Below are 16,082 nucleotides of genomic sequence, written 5' to 3' on the forward strand. Positions count from 1 at the left end.
ATTAATCCTTAAATACTGTGTATGAAACTCCTAGGAAATCATTGAACAGATTAACGACACTCGCCATCAGTTCTGCATCGTGTTTTGTTGAGATAAATGAGAATCGAATTACCCACTCCGAGCCTTGTCTTGTTTCTATGAGGTAGAGAATCTGTGGGTAACGTTTACGTAGGTCAGCAGTTGCTCGTTGTAGGTACTCTCCGTAGTGTGTGTTACCTACTTCAACCTCACGATAAGGGATGCCGATACGGACTGTTTTCACTGTACGGAACAGTGAAAAAAGAAACTTAATCATAGGTCAGCCTTATAGTATTTACTCATAATTTTACGTCCGGTAATCCGACGCGCGGCAAGCGCCGCCATCTGATGATATTCGGCACGAACTCGGGCGTGTTTTTTGTATTCCGGGTCAGATTTTTTGACTCTAGCGAAGCGTTCTTCGACCGCTTTCAGGAATTGCGACAACGAGCCTAAGAAACAGCCTCTGGTCGCTAACACACCTTTTTTTGCTTTGTAAATTGTTAGGCGCCCCTTTTCCATACCGACGTTCTCGATCACAATAAAATCATTCTGGGAGTCAATCTGTGCATCGACAAAGTCGCCCGCCATAATTTTGATTGTTTCGCTGCCGGAACTTTTTGTAGTGCCAATCACTGAATCACGTAAACAGGTGCTGTTTTGTATACGGGCCATTTTATTAATGGTTGTCGACACTACAGACGCAGTGTTTGTAATGAGGCTAGACGCGTATATCGAAGAATCTCTCACTTGTGCGCTGCCAAAGACCGATGTCCCACCATATACCACCGAGTTAATGACTTTCGCTTCATCAGAGATATGCGTAAAGTCGTATATTCGGGTTGTATCTCCTATTACTTGAGCGTTTTCAACAACGGTAGCACTATCCATTACGATGGAGTTACCCCAAACCCAGCAAGAACCTTCGTGAGAGAGGTTTTCATCGGACGCGATATACCCGCCAAGTCGCCCCTCGGTGACATTTTTGTTGTCGGCGACAAAGTCTTTTACCGCCATAATGCGGTAGACTCTTTGTGTTGGGCAGTTTTCACGAACAATGTCGCGGTAATCGTCATCGAGTATGATGTATTTGAGCCCATTCTCTTGCGCTAATCTGATTCTATCTCTAAGCTCCATGGCTATAGCTCCGGAATTTCGTTACCTACAATGTCGTAAATTACGTCAAAAGCCTCGACGCATTTATCATACATACGGCGTGCATCTTTCTCACTTTCATACGTCTGTGAAAATAGGTCTAGGATTTGTACATCATCTTCGGTGTCTTCTCGCACCATTGCGTGAACTTCAAAAAAGTCATCTTCTTTTTCTAGTAGCAAGACTACAGTATCCTTGGTGATTTGACGCCACTCAGTGTTCTTCAAAATCATAGCTTTATCTCCCCTCGAGCAAACGCTAAAAACTTTTGTTTACCCGGATAAGTGACACCTAAATACTCACAAAAATTGGATAGGTGTCTTAATGTAGTCACCGTGTAATTGCTTGGGTTATTGTTTGCATACGTCCAACCGGAATACTGGTCGTATGTCGCCATGTGGGTTTCATACGACACACATCTGTATTCGCTGCCTTCTATAATAACTATGGCGTTATTAGCTAGCTTAACTACTTTCATTAGATGTTCTCCATGTTCTTTATTGCCATCTCACGGCGTTCGATCTCCTTCTTCCACCCGTAGCCGTAGTCAATACCGGGTAATGGGTCTACGACGCCGAGTGCGACATAGAACGTGTCAATGAGCGCCGGGATGATTTCGTGGTTAATTTTATGTACCCGTTCCGGGTCTTTTAACAGACCTGCGTGCGGGTTGTTCGATAAGTGCATACCGCCGCGATTTAATACTTCTGCCATTTCTTTGTGAAAGTAAATAGACTTAGTCATCTCCAAGAACAGCCACAGACGCCAGTCGCTGTTCAGCGGCATATCAAATTCATCAGGTACGGTCGGTATTGCTAGTGACTTACCGAAAACATGGTTAAGCGCGTCATACCACATTTTGCCGGTATCATTTAAGACACTATCAAGGTGCGTGTGGAACCAGTCTCTAACGTTATCGGATACCGGCCGTAAATAACCAAACGACCAGTACCAGTTACACTCCCATTCAGGGCGGATAAGATACATATCACCAAAATCGGGATGATTACCGAGAAATACTCTTTCCGGGTAATCTCGGAGTAGTTGTGGGGTTGTATCTGCCATGAGTTAGGTCTCTTGTTCTCTACGCTCGCGTTCTTCTGCCGCGAGTCGTTGTAATTCTTCATACACCATTTGTCCGTTGTCACAGGCATGGAGCGCTGTGTAAGCAGCAAACGGCGTGAGTGGAGTTTCTGTCTCCACGCTTACGATTCGGGATAAGGCGCGGGAGACAAGCGCGCCACGGTTCATCCACATAAGCGCGGAGTACAGAAATTTGTCATTACGTAAGTAAATGGTTACTAGATTTTTGAGTTTGTCTAGGTCGAGGTTATTAGTCCCCGGCACTAGGTAAGGGGTTAGGGACTGTTGTGTCTTCACTGGCTTGTGTCTCCTGTTCAATAATCAGGTCAATATAGTGGCGAGCTTTCTGTAAATCTTCTATGTTGCCCTTATTTACCCATCGGCAGATGGATTTAATTACGCTACCCTCCGCATACGGGATTTTGTTTTTGTAGATGAATTCAAACGGTTGAACAGCAAAACTATGATAGTGGTTACCGCCAATCTGAATGTCGGTCACTGCCACTGGTGTTAGTTTTTCTACTATGTGACCGTTTTTTACTTCTACGTTAGGCCAAATGGGGGTTGTTTTATAGAGTTTTGCTGAATACATATTTGACGATTGTCTACCGGTGTATTCGGTTGAAATTCCGAGAGATTTAAGGTCATCAGTTAGGTTGGATACCATAATGACTTTTTCGTTGTGCTCGAGCTTTGACATATCAAATTCGAGCACAATATAATCGTCGGCGCTACTTGCAGAGTTCATAGTGTAACAAACCCCGAATAAAATGTTTGTTGTGTGCATTATCTATCCTTCCAATCAGTTAAAAATGTTGTAGATTCCGCCACGGTTCACGGGTAAGAAACGCCTCGCCTACATGGAACTCGTCAACGGTGAATTCAATCGATAAGTGTTCAGAATCCACACTAAAATCCGCCTGCACCTGAACTGCTCCGTCGCACACATCAAGGATGATTGTCGGTGTAATGGCGGTCGCATTTACATAGCGTTGTAGTGCGCGTTCAACGAGCTGTGGGTCACACCCCATACCCCAGGTACGGTCGTGACGTAGGTCGATTCGAAGTCCAAGCGTGTCTAACGCTTGTTCACGGAAAATTGTCATCGTGCCGATGCGATTGCCGGCGCTACGGATAATTACGTCGATGATGTCTTCCGAGTGTGAACGCTCATGACTAATAGTGATTATCACGTTTACACCATCTTCTTGAGTGACATAGTCCGTGTCCTCGGTCACAAACACCCAGTCCGGGTGCTTGGTAAGCAGTTCCTGTAAAAACTCCTGGAACTGTTCTGACCGACAATATCCGGTCTGGTTGTCAAATGATGAAGTTAACGGGTACACGTTAATGCCTCCTTAATGATTCCTTCTCCATATTTACGGACATAACACCGTATAGCAGTGATCGCGTACCGCTTATCACGTTCCGGTGATTTATGAGTTTTGTACCGTTCCCGCGCACGTTCCCGCTCACAGTCGCGGCACCACGAGTGATACCGGTCAAGGGAATCTAACCACCGAAAGTTGTCGGTGGTTAGCGGTAGTTGTTTACGACAGCGGTAACAGGTACGGTTAATGAGAGTAGAGTTATTAATCACGATGTCTTATAACTCCTTTGTATAAGCTAGTGCTTGCTGATAGATGTACTCGAAGTCGCGACTTCGAGCAGGGTCAAACGGCAAGCGTGTGAGAAACTTGTGCTCATTAAACGAGTTTCCGCGACGGTTCATTTTCGGGCGCATGTAAATGTTTAACCCGTCTCTGAACGGTAACGCTTTGTAGTGAACGGGAGCCTTGTTATAGACCCCCGTATAGATTACAAAGCGTTGGCCGTCTGCCACACGAGTGGATACTTTAAAAGTGATAATATACCTCCTTCGGTTATACCATCAGGTAAAATTAACCTTTTCGCGGACCGCGACGACTTCTCATAGCATTAAGCCAGGCTTGTGCATCTTCCTCTGTGCGGAAGCAGTTGCCTTTGGTTATCACCGAAGCGTCGGTAAAACGCGCTACGGAGCCGGTAACACCCGTTAATGTAATTGAATAGTATGTATCGTCGTGTTTAGGCCAGAACGGCTTCGGGAGGTTGTTAAGATCAATGTCCCGGTCGACGTTAATACCAAAGTCAGGGAGCGCTTCACGCGATACGTAGTAAGAATTGCCTACAGTGTCAAATAACCACAAGCCGGCTTTGTGTGTGTTAGCAGCGGCATCAAGTGGTTTGTACTTACATGACAGAATCGATTCCAGGCGCAGGCATAGTGGCGTTTCGGTATTGTAGCCTACATACTCGACTGTGAACTCTGCATGTTCGGTCTTTACAGTGTCGCCAACTTTTAGGGTGTCTAGACTGTAATAAGTTGTTGGGACGTCTTCGGTGTCAGCGTCAGCATCAGTAATATTGAAGTTACCCAGAAAATCAACGTTTACCCACCATTCTGTGCCGATGCTGTCGAAGACACAGTGTTGTTCTGTATCGGCTGTAAGGGGGGTATATTTACTGGATTTAATCAATGTTAGACTAAGACAAATCGGTCTCACGTCGTCGTTAGAGTCGAGTCCGTCAACAACAAATGTCGCGTGTTCAAGGTCTAGGATGTCGCCTACTTTTAGGTCTTTTAAATTATATTGTGTCATGATGGTTTGTCCTATGTAAAGCTCAGAGGCCGAGTGTAGAAGACCTCTGAGCACATGTATGGGTGGACGTTAAACGGTGCCTTCGTAGATGTCTGCAACCGCGGACAGGTTGTCACGGATAACCGACAAGAAGTACGCGTTAATGTCAGTGAGGTGGCGCTCGTAACCGATAATACGGGTACGGAATACCGGCACGTTACCTTCTTCCGCTGCTACTACACGTACGTGGAACGTAAATGCAGGTGCGCCTGCGTAGGCTGAAAGCGTAATGGCGAATGTGGTCGGTAACAAGTGCTCGGACGCGCTTTCTACTTGTGTCATTAGCGACGCCGATGCATGCGAACGATGCGCTTCATCATCCAAGTGGCTATTAGTCCGGCGCACGTGGTTAATGTCAGCGTTACGGATAGCCGCAACTGCCTGCGCAATAGTCATCTGTTTCTCGCCTGCATACGGGATAATGTTCTCCGGCCAGTCTTCAAGGGTATCGATTAGACTACGTTGAGACAGTTTTGCACCGTTAAGCCCGTCGAATAGCGCTCTCGCTTCCGCCGTATGGGAAACTTTTATCTGCGCAACATGTTTCGCCTGCCCCGGGTGGTCTGGTGTGCCCTCGTCAAAGGCCATGACTGCACTGCCATTGGCAGGGTTGACAAACAATGTCGGTTTTGTAGACTCGGTTGTGGCCGCTGGCGCGTACGCTTTGACATAGTCCACGAACGCTTGAAGGTTGCTCGTGGCGAAATTACGGGTAAAGAATCGTGCCTGCGGCGCGAAACACGAGAGGTCGTGCAGTGAGTAATTATCCGGTAACGCTACTACGTTACCAGGCACAGGTTTTTACATCTGTGCTTGCACTGTAGCGTTGTCAATGATCTCTTTAATGGCGGTTTTATCCATAGTTACATGTCCTGTGAATGATTGTGGGTTAATGGGAGGATTGACAACCGACCGCCGCGTCCGACATACATTGGCGTGACTGTGGTGTCTTCTTCTAACAGCTTACCGCGGCGGGTAGGCATGTCATATTTCAATTTGTGCGTAATCTGCACCTGGTCGGAGTCGTTGTCCGCTTTCTTGATAGAAAGTTCTAGGACAATTTTTCCTTGTTTATTCTGCGTGACTACACCCAATGCCACTTGTGCAAGAGCGGAGGTCAGTTTGTTTGCAAATACACCGGCGTCAAGTTCTGAGAGCACATCCTGAATCGGTGTACAGTCGTTACGTGTCGTCGGTAGTTGTTGAGGTTGAGGCATAAGGTCTCCTTATTATCTAAGATTATAGTTGTACTCTTACATACTGTCGGTTCGATAATGCTTCTACACGTAGACTTTTAAACGCCTCTGATCTTTTTAGTACGGCAACCAACGCGTATACATCGCAAAAATACGTCGGTAGAACGAGGTCACCAGCGGCATCGGTATACGGTGGCGCCGGATTCTCGACATTGTCTTGGCTATACGACAGTTTTATATAGAGCGTCCCCTTGTTTGGGGCTAAATCAATCGCCTTTTTTATGTTCAACAGTATGTGTTCGTGTGTTTTCTCGGTCGCGGCATTTGACCAATCTTCTCTGGCTTGTAACCAGTAATCTCTCAATAGTTCCATGCGGAAACTCCTTACTCGTTGTCAGTGATTATCGACACTAGGTCTGTTTTACACTCGTTGTCAGCGATTATCGACACTAAATCTTCGTCAGATTCTCCGCCCATGGACGCACGACCGTCTTCCATCCAGCTGTCAACGTGACCGCGGAAAATACCATCAGCAGCGAAAACGACCCCTTTGAACGGGTACATCGCACTTGGGGTTATTGTGTCATGCGAGATAACTTGAGCCTTTCTGCCGCTACGGGTGCGGTAACACTTACCCGGCTCAATGGAGAGGGTCGGTTGTACAGACTTACGGTCATCGACGATGGCGTAACGCACCAGAAGTTCGGTTTCTACCCACCAACTTTCACTCGAAGTTGTGAAGGAGAAAATTTTCGGGTGTTTAGCGTCGGCTACAAACAATCCCGCCGGTAACGGTAGCGTAAGGTCTGAACCTATTAAGGTCAGTTCTACGGGCTGGAAGGGGTCTTTAAGGTCCAGGTCGGTTACTTTGAAATAAGTCTTATCGACCTCGACGATGTTTCCAACCGCGAGTCGTGTTAGGTCATAGTGTTTATCCATCGGGAAATCTCCTTTGTTTATGTAAGAGGTATAATATAACTGAAACAGTTATAAGTCTAATAACATTTCGGCATAAGCCGGGTTTGTTAGCACTGGCATAAGACCTACACACAGAGCCACGAGAGCACACACGAGATGCCGTGCACGACCGGTGAACGCGTAGGCTGCCATGAACGCAAGCCAGGCGTCCTGTGCATAGGGTACAAGATAATCAATAGCCATACACGTCCTCCCAGTCGAAATCGTCACTTGGCGTGTGTTCTTGAGGTAGGTTTAAACCATGTTCACTCATCTGTTGTCTCCTGTCATGGGTTGCTGAAAAAGTACTGTATAAAATGAACATTAAACAATACTCAGAATTTATCCACTACTCAGAATTTTTGAGTAGTACTCAGAATTTACTCAGAATTTTTTTTCACTGAAGCCAGTCAGCGTAAGGGTTCTACTCAGAATACTCAGAATTATGTTATGTTTACTGGCTAGAAATAAAAAAAACAGGTGTAACAGTGTGTGTAGCACCTACAGTGAAATGCGACGTGAAATTCCGGTATATTTGAGTATTCTGAGTAAAAGCCTTGTGCCACGGGCCTTTGTCCATTACTCAGATTCAAGAAACCCCGTTTTTAATCTGAGTAAACTACTCACAATTCTGAGTAGTAATCTGAGTAATTGACATTTTTCAGTGATAATGGTCATTTTTTAGTCGACACCGTCCGTTATCACTGTGCATTTATACAGAACCACTGTATAAAAAGTATGTTTTTTGTTCGACAATGGTTTGTGACCCCTGTCACATATCGCCGTTTTTGTGTTCACTAACCGATAACATCTGTCACATATCATTGGTTAGTGTTCTACTCTTTTTCCTTCGTCATTCGCTCACTGTCGCGTTTTCTTTGTTACTTGGTATGGTTTCATCGTCTTTGTCCTTTTCCTTCGTCTATGGCTCTCCTATTGTGTTATTTGTCTTATAACTATTTCTTATATCGTTTGGCGAGGGACAAGGGACGAAGGCAGCGTTAATCAAACCGGAAGCTAAGACAAAAAACTACTGTATAAAGCCTCTGACACAATCAAGATGTCTGACACAATTTCTGTCAGTACTGACAGAATTCTGACAGAATTTTTTCTCGGTTGAAGCCTTGCCCACACCAGGTTTCTGACAAATCTGACACATTTTTATGGTACTTGGACTAGAAAAAAGAAGTTACCTGTAACACCTGTGTGTACCACCTACAGTGGAATGGGGTCAAAAAAAAAACGCGTATTCTGCGTATTCCGCGTTCAACCCGCATGAACACTGAGAGGTGTATTTTTTGGATCCGCGTATCCAGGAAAAAATTCCGCGTATATTGAGTGAAATTCCGCGTATATTCCGCGTACCTGTGTTTTTTGTCGTTTTTCAGCCGATACTGGTCATTTATACAGTTTTTCACAAAAAACACTGTATAAAACGGCTGTTTTTTAACCGCTTCTCATGTCCACTTCTCATGCCCACTAACCAATAACATCTGTCACATGTCATTGGTTAGTGCCCTATTTCTTCGCCATTTGCCCGTTGTTACATCATCTCTACTCCTTCGTGCGGCTCTATCACCCCCACTCCTACCTTTTACCAATCATCATAGGTTGGGAGTCTGCGACTTCGGGCATGAATCGGTACAGGGTATTGGGGGGGGGCTAGAAAACTACTGTATAAACACACGAACAGAACATCAGGTCAATTGCCAGAATTATTGCCGGAATTGCCAGAATTTTTCCAAAAATTGCCGGAATTGCCAGAATCAAAAAACAGGCTGAGCACAGGCGGGGCAAGGGCTCTTGCCGGAATTGCCGGAATTATGACGTGTTTACCGACTAGAGAATGAAAAAGAGCTCTCACAGCGTGTACACAGTACCACAGCAGTATGCGGTGAAAAAATCCGGCAATTCCGGCAATTCCGGCAACAAACCAGTGCTGGCGCGGGTCTTTGACAAAAAAAATCCGGCAATGGTTAAAAAGTAATCTGGCAATTCCGGCAATAATTCTGGCAAATTTTCGTAAATTCTGGCAACAGGTCACTTTTTACTCAGCAACACTCTTTTTCACTGTATATTTATCCAGAACCACTGTATAAACTGTATATTTTTTGTCCTTCGCCCTATTTCTTCGCCAATCAACCATAACTGTATTTTTTGTTCTAGGCTGTAGGTCTGTATCACTTGGCCTGTGTTCGTGGCTCTGTGCGTGGTATTTGACGCGGAACAGTGTTCAGGGTTAACGGAGACCGGTGTCAGTGTCATGTGAACATTGACCTTTATCAGTGTCATCTGAACATTGACGGTTGATAATGGTCGGGATTAACGGAGATTTGGTGTGAACATGGACATTTACTACAGGCCCGTACCAACGTCATGCAAACAGTGACCTTTGACCTTTGACCTTTGACCTTTGACCTTTGACCTTTGACCTTTGACCTTTGACCTTTGACGTGGGGCAGTGTTTGTGTTCAGGGAGCAGGGCTAGATGACGGAGAACGGTAACTATTAATAAACTGCAATTTTGAGGGCAGGGGTTCGTAGAGGTAGGCTAGGGTCTGCGCCCTTGATTGTGAGAAAATTTAAAAAGACCGAGGCATTACACCTCGGTCTTGGTTAGTGGGTATTACAGGTTGTCAAGGTCGATGACGCCGCTATCCACGGCGACAGTCTCAACTCTCGCCAACTGTTTAGCGTCAGCTTCTGTACCCTCTGCAAGGAGCTTCTCTTTGCGGCGGCGGTACGCGGCAGTGACAGCTTGTGATTCAATCGGGAACGCTTTGATAGCCTCCTCAATTGAATCGAACTCTTTGCGTAAGTCCTCATACACTTGACCATCTTCACTGACATAGACAAAGTGCTCATAATCAGGGAGTAGACTTTCGAGTGTAGCCATCTCAGACTTGCTTTGCGGGCGAACCTTGAATGTTGGCAATAAGCTACGACCGCCATACTCGTATTCAGTATGTTTCACTGCTTTGGCCCATAGCTTTTTGAACATCTCGCTACGAACGACCGTATCGACGCTATTGAAACGCTCTTCCATGCCTCGGAACCAGCTGAGGTACTCCTTGGATTCGTCGTCACGGTCAGTTTCACCGGTCACATACTGGTTGTCAAAACGCCCTTGATAGCGGTTATACCCCACCCCCTGGTTAGCCAAGAACTCTGCGCGCGCACGAGATGGTGACGCATAGTTGGTTTTTTGGTAGGTTTCGCCCCACTCCTTGACAATAGCAGCAATTAACTTCCATGCCGGAGCATCCTCAGCACCTTCCACGACCAATGTGCGGGCGTAAGCAGCCATGTCAGCAGGCATCGCCGCGAGCAAACTTTCATTTACAAGGCCTTTCTTCCAGTAATCGTAGAATTTTTCTACCGCTTCCAGGTCGATGTCGCTGAGCTTGTCGATAATATCCATCTCGCCGTCTGCCGCGGTGAACTGTTTGTACGTACGACCGGCGTCTGCTGGGCGGTGTGGGTCGTAGACCGGTAAGTCCACAGTAACACCGTCGAGACTGATACCGTAACGGGCGCAGTGTGTCATCAGCGCAATATCAAGCGCTTCGGCTGTTTTCAACGTTTGTGGTAACGCTTCAAGTAAGCGGTCACAGAAACGCTCCTGTTTACTCTGGAAGATTCCGCGGTAGAGTGCGCCGTTGATGGTTGTGCGGTACCCGCTCATAAGGTGGGCATAGAACCCTTTTGCAGAGCCGAACTCTTTAACGTACGCCACGCGAGCGTTAACAATACGAATAAGTTCTTCGGAAGGGTTGATAGCAGTTACGTTTTGGTTTAAAGTTACGTTAGACATAATATAGTCTCCATGATTAGATAGTTATGTTCAGCCCGTCCTCAGTGGTGCAACACCGAAGACGGGCGCTTAGTTGATGGTGTATTAGAAACCATCACATAAAACACACGGTGTATGTTTTATAGGATAGTCACTATGGCAAAGCACAAAGCGTTCTATCATCACTCCCTGAGAGCGCCCAAGGTTAAAGACCCGCGACAACCCTTTAAGCCGTTTGAGTGGCAAAAACCGCGAACCGTGAGGGATACAGGCGGCGTTGGTAGTAACCATATCACCGATGGTGAGAATGCTACTAGAAGTCACCGCAGTAAGTGGGTAGGCCCTCTTTTCGTCGGCGCCAGTGATAGCTGTAATATGGCGCTGCACAATACCGAAGGCGTCGTCCCCGAACCTGAGTGGTACGAAGACGACGGTACTGGACAACCCGTAAAGAGTTAAGATAAAATGCCTCCAGACATGGTTGTGGTTCCTTTCATGTTTAGCTGTCATTGAACATTGCGAGTGTTCTTTGGCAGCGCCCCTTCTCACGCAGCAAGCGACAAAAACGCAATGCCGACACCGACCGCAGCGGCGAAGACCAGTGCTCCGCCGATGATTTCGATAGCGTCTTTCAGTTTCATGTGTTATCTCCTGTGTTAGAGTAAAAATAAAGCCATCAATGTGATGGCCGCGATTGGTAAGTACATAGCGATTGCTATGATTAGTTGTTTAGTGCTCATGGTTTTTCTCCTCTGTTAGATGGCAAAGCATGCCAATAATGTTAATGCTGCGACGATTGCATATACGGCCATCGCTACCGCTAATTGAAATTTACTCATAGTCTTTTCTCCTCTGTTGTTATGTTAAGCCCAGTCATAGTCGAATTCGCCGCGCTCCATGGCGACGATTCTGTCCATGTCCACCTCTACTGTGCACTCAAAGTAGGACTCGTTATCTTCTGTGCACACGTGCTCGGCGTAGATTGAACCCCACTCTGCGCCCTCGAGCGCTAACGCTTTCACGATTTCGTGGACACTTTGTTTGCTATCGAGTGAATCGAACATTGGGTCATCGGTAAGTAGTTTGAATGATTGGTTGGTTGTCATAGTTTTGTCTCCTCTATGATGGTTAGTTATATAGGCCTATGCCCTCGGCTATAATTTTTGGCCGTAGGTTCAAGCCCTGGATTTTGACTTTTGTCAGTAAAAAGCGGAAAGGAACATACACCCCACTTTCACAGCGACACCCATATAGAAAGAAACATTTGTCCCTTGATATTTGTTAATTTGTATTTACCCCCTAACATTTACCCCTTGATAATTATAACTCATAAGGTTATAATACTGCTCGCATAGGCTTACCTCATACCTAGCAACAAAAACCCCTGTCAGTTCCGCCCAAAGCCTGACAGGGGTTTTTGTATATGAAAACCGAACAGGGTACCCCTTTCTCTCGCAAAGGGTACGTTAAAAATTTTTATAGATTTTTGAGGCCCCTAACATTTACCCCTTGATAATTATAACTCATAAGGTTATAATACTGCTCGCATAGGCTTACCTCATACCTAGCAACAAAAACCCCTGTCAGTTCCGCCCAAAGCCTGACAGGGGTTTTTGTATATGAAAACCGAACAGGGTACCCCTTTCTCTCGCAAAGGGTACGTTAAAAATTTTTATAGATTTTTGAGGCCCCGAACTTGTGAGGAGTTTCTAGGATAAAAAAGGCCCCCGTCTTTCGAAGGGGGCTAACGTCAGTCTTCTAACTTAAGGAACCAATATACTAATAAAAGTGGAGAGTCATGCAATTATCGATTGGTAGTGCCATCTTACTTGCTTATCCATCACCTGTCAAGTTATAATATTACTTAATATGTTATCACTTCCTGAAATTAGGGATGAACTCCCGCTTCTAGACATCGAACGACTGACCCCGAAAGAGGAGCTGTATATCCAGTATCGCTTACGGGGGCTTACCCCCTTAGCCGCTGCAAAGCGGGCGCAGCTTGGCATCACCAACATGGAACAGCTGAATGCGCTACACGACAAGAAACCACAGCTGGACTCCGCGCTCATCTATTTTCGTGAGCGTGTACGCGAGAAAGCGATTAATGATGGGGTTGAGATTACCTTCACCCGTGCTGACGCGCACATGATGTACCTCCATGCACACTCGCACGCAGCTGATGCGACCGAAGAAATCCGTGCGGTGGATTCCATGGTTAAATTGTGGGGCTTAGCGGCACCCGAGAAGAAACAGGTTGAGATTAATAACAAAAAACAACTGGAGATGCTTTCAGACCAGGAACTACAGCAATTAACCGGCATGACCTACAACCTAGACCCAGGCGACTACAAGGTGTCCCATGACTAAGTATGTGTCAGTACCAACGGTTATTTGTCCCGGCTGTCGTAAAACAGTCGAGGCGTCAACACTCTCTGACGGTGTGTGCCAAGCGTGTGCACGTAAGATGGGTAACCCACTTAGTACCCGTCGTACTGACCGCGCTCAGGGTATCGTAGCAGCGGAAACGCAGAAGTCGGCCGAACAGATGGAGCGCGACGACCGTGATCGCGAGAGACGACTACTCGCGGAACAAGACCGTGTAGCACGTGAACGTGAGGAAGAATTTAACCGTGAGCAGGAAGCACAGAAAGAGCTCGCCCGTCGTGAGGCAGCGAGACGTAACCTGCTGCCGTTCGTCATGTATTTCAACGACGACTACATGCCCGGTTGGGTACACGCGGATATTTGTCGGCGCCTCGAACAGTTTTCTCGCGACGTGGCGGATAAGAAGTCTCCGCGATTGATGCTGTACCTTCCGCCTCGGAGCGGAAAACAACTTGCGGATAGCACACCGATACTGACGACTGACGGGTGGAAAACCCACGGTGAGCTCGCACCTGGCGACCACGTGTTCCACCCGAGCGGACGACCGGTGCGTGTACTGGCTGTGAGCGAGAAAACCCCATCAGATTGGGTGGTAACATTCAGTAATGGTGAGCAGGTCCGCTGCCACGAAAACCACGAGTGGACTGTATCGCACGACAAGAAGGGGTTTGCTACGTATAGCACTGAGTGGCTATCAAAACACCTCACTCGAACAGAAGGTAAAAAGACCCGTTACATCGCCCGACTACCCGATATATCTCCGGTCGAGTATAGCCACAGAGCACTACCGCTTCACCCATATGTACTAGGGCTCTGGCTTGGCGACGGGTCTTCGAGTAAGGCAGCTATCACACACGATAGAAAAGACCAGCCGATGATCGATAAAGTCGTAGCGTGTGGACATAAAATTTCATCCGTCTGCATACACAAACACACCGGGGTGTATACGACGTATTTCGACGGGCACAGAAAAACTGGCAGCGACGGTAAACGAACCCGTTGCGGTTTGATGATGGCGCGCTTACGTGAGCTCGACGTTATAGATAACAAACATATCCCGGATGAGTACCTCGTGGCGAGCATCGAACAGCGTTTGGAGTTGTTGGCGGGGCTTATAGACTCTGACGGCTGCTGCGATAAAAAAGGCCGTCTGTCGTATGCAACAACCAATGAAAAACTTTTCAGGGCTGTTATGCGCCTCGCGACTGAGCTTGGTTTCAGACCTTACTACCATCGGACAGAACCGACACTTAGTACATCAGGTATCCAAGGGCGCTTAGCGGTTTACACTGTGGGCTTTAACCCGACCAGACCTCTACCGCAGGCTATTGATAGAAAGATACCTAAGCGCGCGGGGCTTCGCCGGGCGGTTACTATCCGTAGTATCGAACATAAGCCTAACGGCGAACAAGGGCACTGTATTCAGGTTGACTCGGCCGACGGCTTGTATCTTGCGGGCAAAAAACTAATACCAACGCACAACAGCGAGATTGCCTCGAAGACGTTTCCGGCATGGCACCTAGGACACAATCCGGGGCACGACATCATCGGCGCGTCATATTCGGCGGCGCTTGCGGTCGACTTCTCCCGAAAAGTGCGCGGGCTCCTGCAAGACGAGCGATACCATAATATCTTCCCCGGCACGCACATGGACGAGAGCTCACAATCAGCGGAGCGATGGAACACTGCCGAGGGCGGCGGGTATGTCGCAGCCGGTGTTCAAGGTCCGATAACCGGTCGAGGGGCGCACATTGCAGTTATCGACGACCCGGTAAAAGACCGTAACGACGCTGAGAGTGAGATAACCCGACAGGCGGTGAAAGACTGGTACTCCTCTACCCTGTATACACGTCTTGCGCCCGGCGGCGGCGTGCTGGTTATTATGACCCGATGGCATGATGATGACCTCGGTGGTTGGTTACTGTCCTGTATGGCCGAGGCTGAACAGGAGCTCGCCGAGACTGGCGAGTGGCCCGAGGACGCTGACCGCTGGGAGGTGGTCCGCTACCCGGCTATCGCAACGCATGACGAGCCGTACCGTAAAGCGGGTGAGGCGCTTCATCCGGAGCGGTATGACCTCAAAGCACTTAACAAGATTAAACGGACACTTATTCCCCGAGACTGGGAAGCACTGTACCAGCAGAACCCGGTGTCAGCCGAGGGTGACTACTTTAAGAAACAAGACTTCCGTTTGTACGAGACCGCTCCGCCTATCGAGACACTACAGATATACGCGGCGTGGGACTTGGCTATCGGTAAGAAGGACAGTAACGACTTCACCGCCGGTTTCGTTGTGGGGATCGACCACAACCTCGACTGGTGGGTGCTTGACCGGTATTACGGGCGATGGTCCGCGTCTGAGCTCATCGACAAGTTCTTCGAGCTACAGCGTGTATGGAAACCTACACTACAGGGTATTGAGCACGGGCAGATTGAGATGACGCTCGAGCCGTTCATTCAGAAAGAGATAGCCGAGCGCAAAGAGCAGTTTAACTATATTAAACTCAAAACCCGTGGTAACGACAAGATGACCCGGGCACGACCACTGCAAGGACGCATGCAGCAGGGTCGGGTTCACTTCCCGAAAAACGCACTATGGGTACAAGAACTTACCAATGAGATGTTGGCGTTCCCGTCCGGTAAGCACGATGACCAGGTGGACGCGCTCGCATGGATAGGTCAGATGATACTTATGCTCGCCCCACAACGAGAGAAAAGACCACCGCCTAAAAATTCGTGGCGGCAACGGTTGGGTAAACAATTACGTGGCGGCGGACGCTCGTCCACATCACACATGGCAGCTTAGAGGCA

Annotated in this window: 18 protein-coding genes; 3 read left to right on the forward strand and 15 right to left on the reverse strand. The window is 47.5% G+C overall.

What is annotated here, in order from left to right; translation table 11 throughout:
• Position 1 precedes the first annotated feature (1 nt).
• The 13 genes from DK428_RS10120 to DK428_RS10180 all read right to left on the reverse strand — a co-directional run bounded on the left by DK428_RS10120 (position 2) and on the right by DK428_RS10180 (position 7,072).
• Positions 2-295, reverse strand: a complete 294-nt coding sequence (locus DK428_RS10120; protein ID WP_109092206.1) for a hypothetical protein — start codon at positions 293-295, stop codon at positions 2-4.
• The gene (locus tag DK428_RS10125) at positions 292-1,155 is read right to left on the reverse strand and encodes a hypothetical protein (protein ID WP_109092207.1); all 864 of its coding nucleotides are present in this window, start codon (positions 1,153-1,155) and stop codon (positions 292-294) included. The genes DK428_RS10120 and DK428_RS10125 overlap by 4 nt, the downstream gene beginning before the upstream one ends.
• Before the next feature lie 2 nt (positions 1,156-1,157).
• Positions 1,158-1,406 (reverse strand): hypothetical protein, encoded by a 249-nt coding sequence (locus DK428_RS10130; RefSeq protein WP_109092208.1) that lies wholly within the window; start codon positions 1,404-1,406, stop codon positions 1,158-1,160.
• A complete protein-coding gene (locus DK428_RS11900; RefSeq protein ID WP_109092209.1) occupies positions 1,403-1,651 on the reverse strand; it encodes a DUF8033 domain-containing protein in 249 nt (82 codons plus the stop codon). Before DK428_RS11900 ends, DK428_RS10130 begins: the two co-directional genes overlap by 4 nt.
• Entirely contained in the window at positions 1,651-2,238 is a 588-nt protein-coding gene (locus DK428_RS10140) for a hypothetical protein (protein WP_109092210.1), read from the reverse strand. Before DK428_RS10140 ends, DK428_RS11900 begins: the two co-directional genes overlap by 1 nt.
• Before the next feature lie 3 nt (positions 2,239-2,241).
• The gene (locus tag DK428_RS10145) at positions 2,242-2,430 is read right to left on the reverse strand and encodes a hypothetical protein (protein ID WP_157952203.1); all 189 of its coding nucleotides are present in this window, start codon (positions 2,428-2,430) and stop codon (positions 2,242-2,244) included.
• Between the two features lie 76 nt (positions 2,431-2,506).
• Positions 2,507-3,043, reverse strand: coding sequence for a DUF3310 domain-containing protein (locus tag DK428_RS11715; protein ID WP_208618348.1), 537 nt, complete (start codon positions 3,041-3,043; stop codon positions 2,507-2,509).
• Positions 3,044-3,062: 19 nt separating this feature from the next.
• On the reverse strand, positions 3,063-3,494 hold the full coding sequence (locus DK428_RS10155) for a hypothetical protein (RefSeq protein ID WP_157952204.1): 432 nt from the start codon (positions 3,492-3,494) through the stop codon (positions 3,063-3,065).
• Positions 3,495-4,157: 663 nt separating this feature from the next.
• On the reverse strand, positions 4,158-4,898 hold the full coding sequence (locus DK428_RS10160; protein WP_109092213.1) for a hypothetical protein: 741 nt from the start codon (positions 4,896-4,898) through the stop codon (positions 4,158-4,160).
• Positions 4,899-4,967: 69 nt separating this feature from the next.
• Positions 4,968-5,732: a DUF2303 family protein gene (locus tag DK428_RS10165; protein ID WP_109092214.1), complete on the reverse strand. Its 765-nt coding sequence runs from the start codon at positions 5,730-5,732 to the stop codon at positions 4,968-4,970.
• Positions 5,733-5,800: 68 nt separating this feature from the next.
• On the reverse strand, positions 5,801-6,154 hold the full coding sequence (locus tag DK428_RS10170; RefSeq protein ID WP_109092215.1) for a hypothetical protein: 354 nt from the start codon (positions 6,152-6,154) through the stop codon (positions 5,801-5,803).
• Between the two features lie 22 nt (positions 6,155-6,176).
• On the reverse strand, positions 6,177-6,506 hold the full coding sequence (locus DK428_RS10175) for a hypothetical protein (protein ID WP_109092216.1): 330 nt from the start codon (positions 6,504-6,506) through the stop codon (positions 6,177-6,179).
• Positions 6,507-6,517: 11 nt separating this feature from the next.
• A complete protein-coding gene (locus tag DK428_RS10180) occupies positions 6,518-7,072 on the reverse strand; it encodes a hypothetical protein (protein ID WP_109092217.1) in 555 nt (184 codons plus the stop codon).
• A gap of 1,864 nt (positions 7,073-8,936) precedes the next feature.
• Here DK428_RS10180 and DK428_RS11600 point away from each other — a divergent pair.
• Positions 8,937-9,077 (forward strand): hypothetical protein, encoded by a 141-nt coding sequence (locus tag DK428_RS11600; protein ID WP_157952205.1) that lies wholly within the window; start codon positions 8,937-8,939, stop codon positions 9,075-9,077.
• A gap of 639 nt (positions 9,078-9,716) precedes the next feature.
• On the opposite strand, the gene DK428_RS10185 is transcribed toward DK428_RS11600, so the two are convergent.
• Both DK428_RS10185 and DK428_RS10195 read right to left on the reverse strand, forming a co-directional pair.
• Complete coding sequence (locus DK428_RS10185; protein WP_109092218.1) at positions 9,717-10,904, reverse strand: hypothetical protein; 1,188 nt, start codon at positions 10,902-10,904, stop codon at positions 9,717-9,719.
• An 842-nt stretch (positions 10,905-11,746) separates the two neighbouring features.
• On the reverse strand, positions 11,747-11,989 hold the full coding sequence (locus DK428_RS10195) for a hypothetical protein (protein ID WP_109092220.1): 243 nt from the start codon (positions 11,987-11,989) through the stop codon (positions 11,747-11,749).
• Between the two features lie 763 nt (positions 11,990-12,752).
• On the opposite strand from DK428_RS10195, the gene DK428_RS10200 reads away from it, so the two are divergent.
• Together DK428_RS10200 and terL are read left to right on the forward strand one after the other, a co-directional pair.
• Positions 12,753-13,253 carry a hypothetical protein gene (locus DK428_RS10200; RefSeq protein ID WP_109092221.1) on the forward strand — a complete coding sequence of 167 codons (501 nt, stop codon included), beginning with the start codon at positions 12,753-12,755 and terminating at the stop codon, positions 13,251-13,253.
• Between the two features lie 97 nt (positions 13,254-13,350).
• A complete protein-coding gene (gene terL, locus DK428_RS10205; RefSeq protein WP_167391926.1) occupies positions 13,351-16,077 on the forward strand; it encodes a phage terminase large subunit in 2,727 nt (908 codons plus the stop codon).
• The last annotated feature ends 5 nt before the right edge of the window (positions 16,078-16,082 follow it).

Source organism: Aggregatibacter kilianii, assembly GCF_003130255.1.
Classification (GTDB): domain Bacteria; phylum Pseudomonadota; class Gammaproteobacteria; order Enterobacterales; family Pasteurellaceae; genus Aggregatibacter; species Aggregatibacter kilianii.

Excerpts from the sequence above, each read along its gene's own strand:
- DK428_RS10120 (WP_109092206.1), bottom strand. The coding sequence starts at position 295 with ATGATTAAGTTTCTTTTTTCACTGTTCCGTACAGTGAAAACAGTCCGT.
- DK428_RS10125 (WP_109092207.1), bottom strand. The coding sequence starts at position 1,155 with ATGGAGCTTAGAGATAGAATCAGATTAGCGCAAGAGAATGGGCTCAAA.
- DK428_RS10130 (WP_109092208.1), bottom strand. The coding sequence starts at position 1,406 with ATGATTTTGAAGAACACTGAGTGGCGTCAAATCACCAAGGATACTGTA.
- DK428_RS11900 (WP_109092209.1), bottom strand. The coding sequence starts at position 1,651 with ATGAAAGTAGTTAAGCTAGCTAATAACGCCATAGTTATTATAGAAGGC.
- DK428_RS10140 (WP_109092210.1), bottom strand. The coding sequence starts at position 2,238 with ATGGCAGATACAACCCCACAACTACTCCGAGATTACCCGGAAAGAGTA.
- DK428_RS10145 (WP_157952203.1), bottom strand. The coding sequence starts at position 2,430 with ATGTGGATGAACCGTGGCGCGCTTGTCTCCCGCGCCTTATCCCGAATC.
- DK428_RS11715 (WP_208618348.1), bottom strand. The coding sequence starts at position 3,043 with ATGCACACAACAAACATTTTATTCGGGGTTTGTTACACTATGAACTCT.
- DK428_RS10160 (WP_109092213.1), bottom strand. The coding sequence starts at position 4,898 with ATGACACAATATAATTTAAAAGACCTAAAAGTAGGCGACATCCTAGAC.
- DK428_RS10170 (WP_109092215.1), bottom strand. The coding sequence starts at position 6,154 with ATGCCTCAACCTCAACAACTACCGACGACACGTAACGACTGTACACCG.
- DK428_RS10175 (WP_109092216.1), bottom strand. The coding sequence starts at position 6,506 with ATGGAACTATTGAGAGATTACTGGTTACAAGCCAGAGAAGATTGGTCA.
- DK428_RS10180 (WP_109092217.1), bottom strand. The coding sequence starts at position 7,072 with ATGGATAAACACTATGACCTAACACGACTCGCGGTTGGAAACATCGTC.
- DK428_RS11600 (WP_157952205.1), top strand. The coding sequence starts at position 8,937 with ATGAAAAAGAGCTCTCACAGCGTGTACACAGTACCACAGCAGTATGCG.
- DK428_RS10185 (WP_109092218.1), bottom strand. The coding sequence starts at position 10,904 with ATGTCTAACGTAACTTTAAACCAAAACGTAACTGCTATCAACCCTTCC.
- DK428_RS10195 (WP_109092220.1), bottom strand. The coding sequence starts at position 11,989 with ATGACAACCAACCAATCATTCAAACTACTTACCGATGACCCAATGTTC.
- DK428_RS10200 (WP_109092221.1), top strand. The coding sequence starts at position 12,753 with ATGTTATCACTTCCTGAAATTAGGGATGAACTCCCGCTTCTAGACATC.
- terL (WP_167391926.1), top strand. The coding sequence starts at position 13,351 with ATGGGTAACCCACTTAGTACCCGTCGTACTGACCGCGCTCAGGGTATC.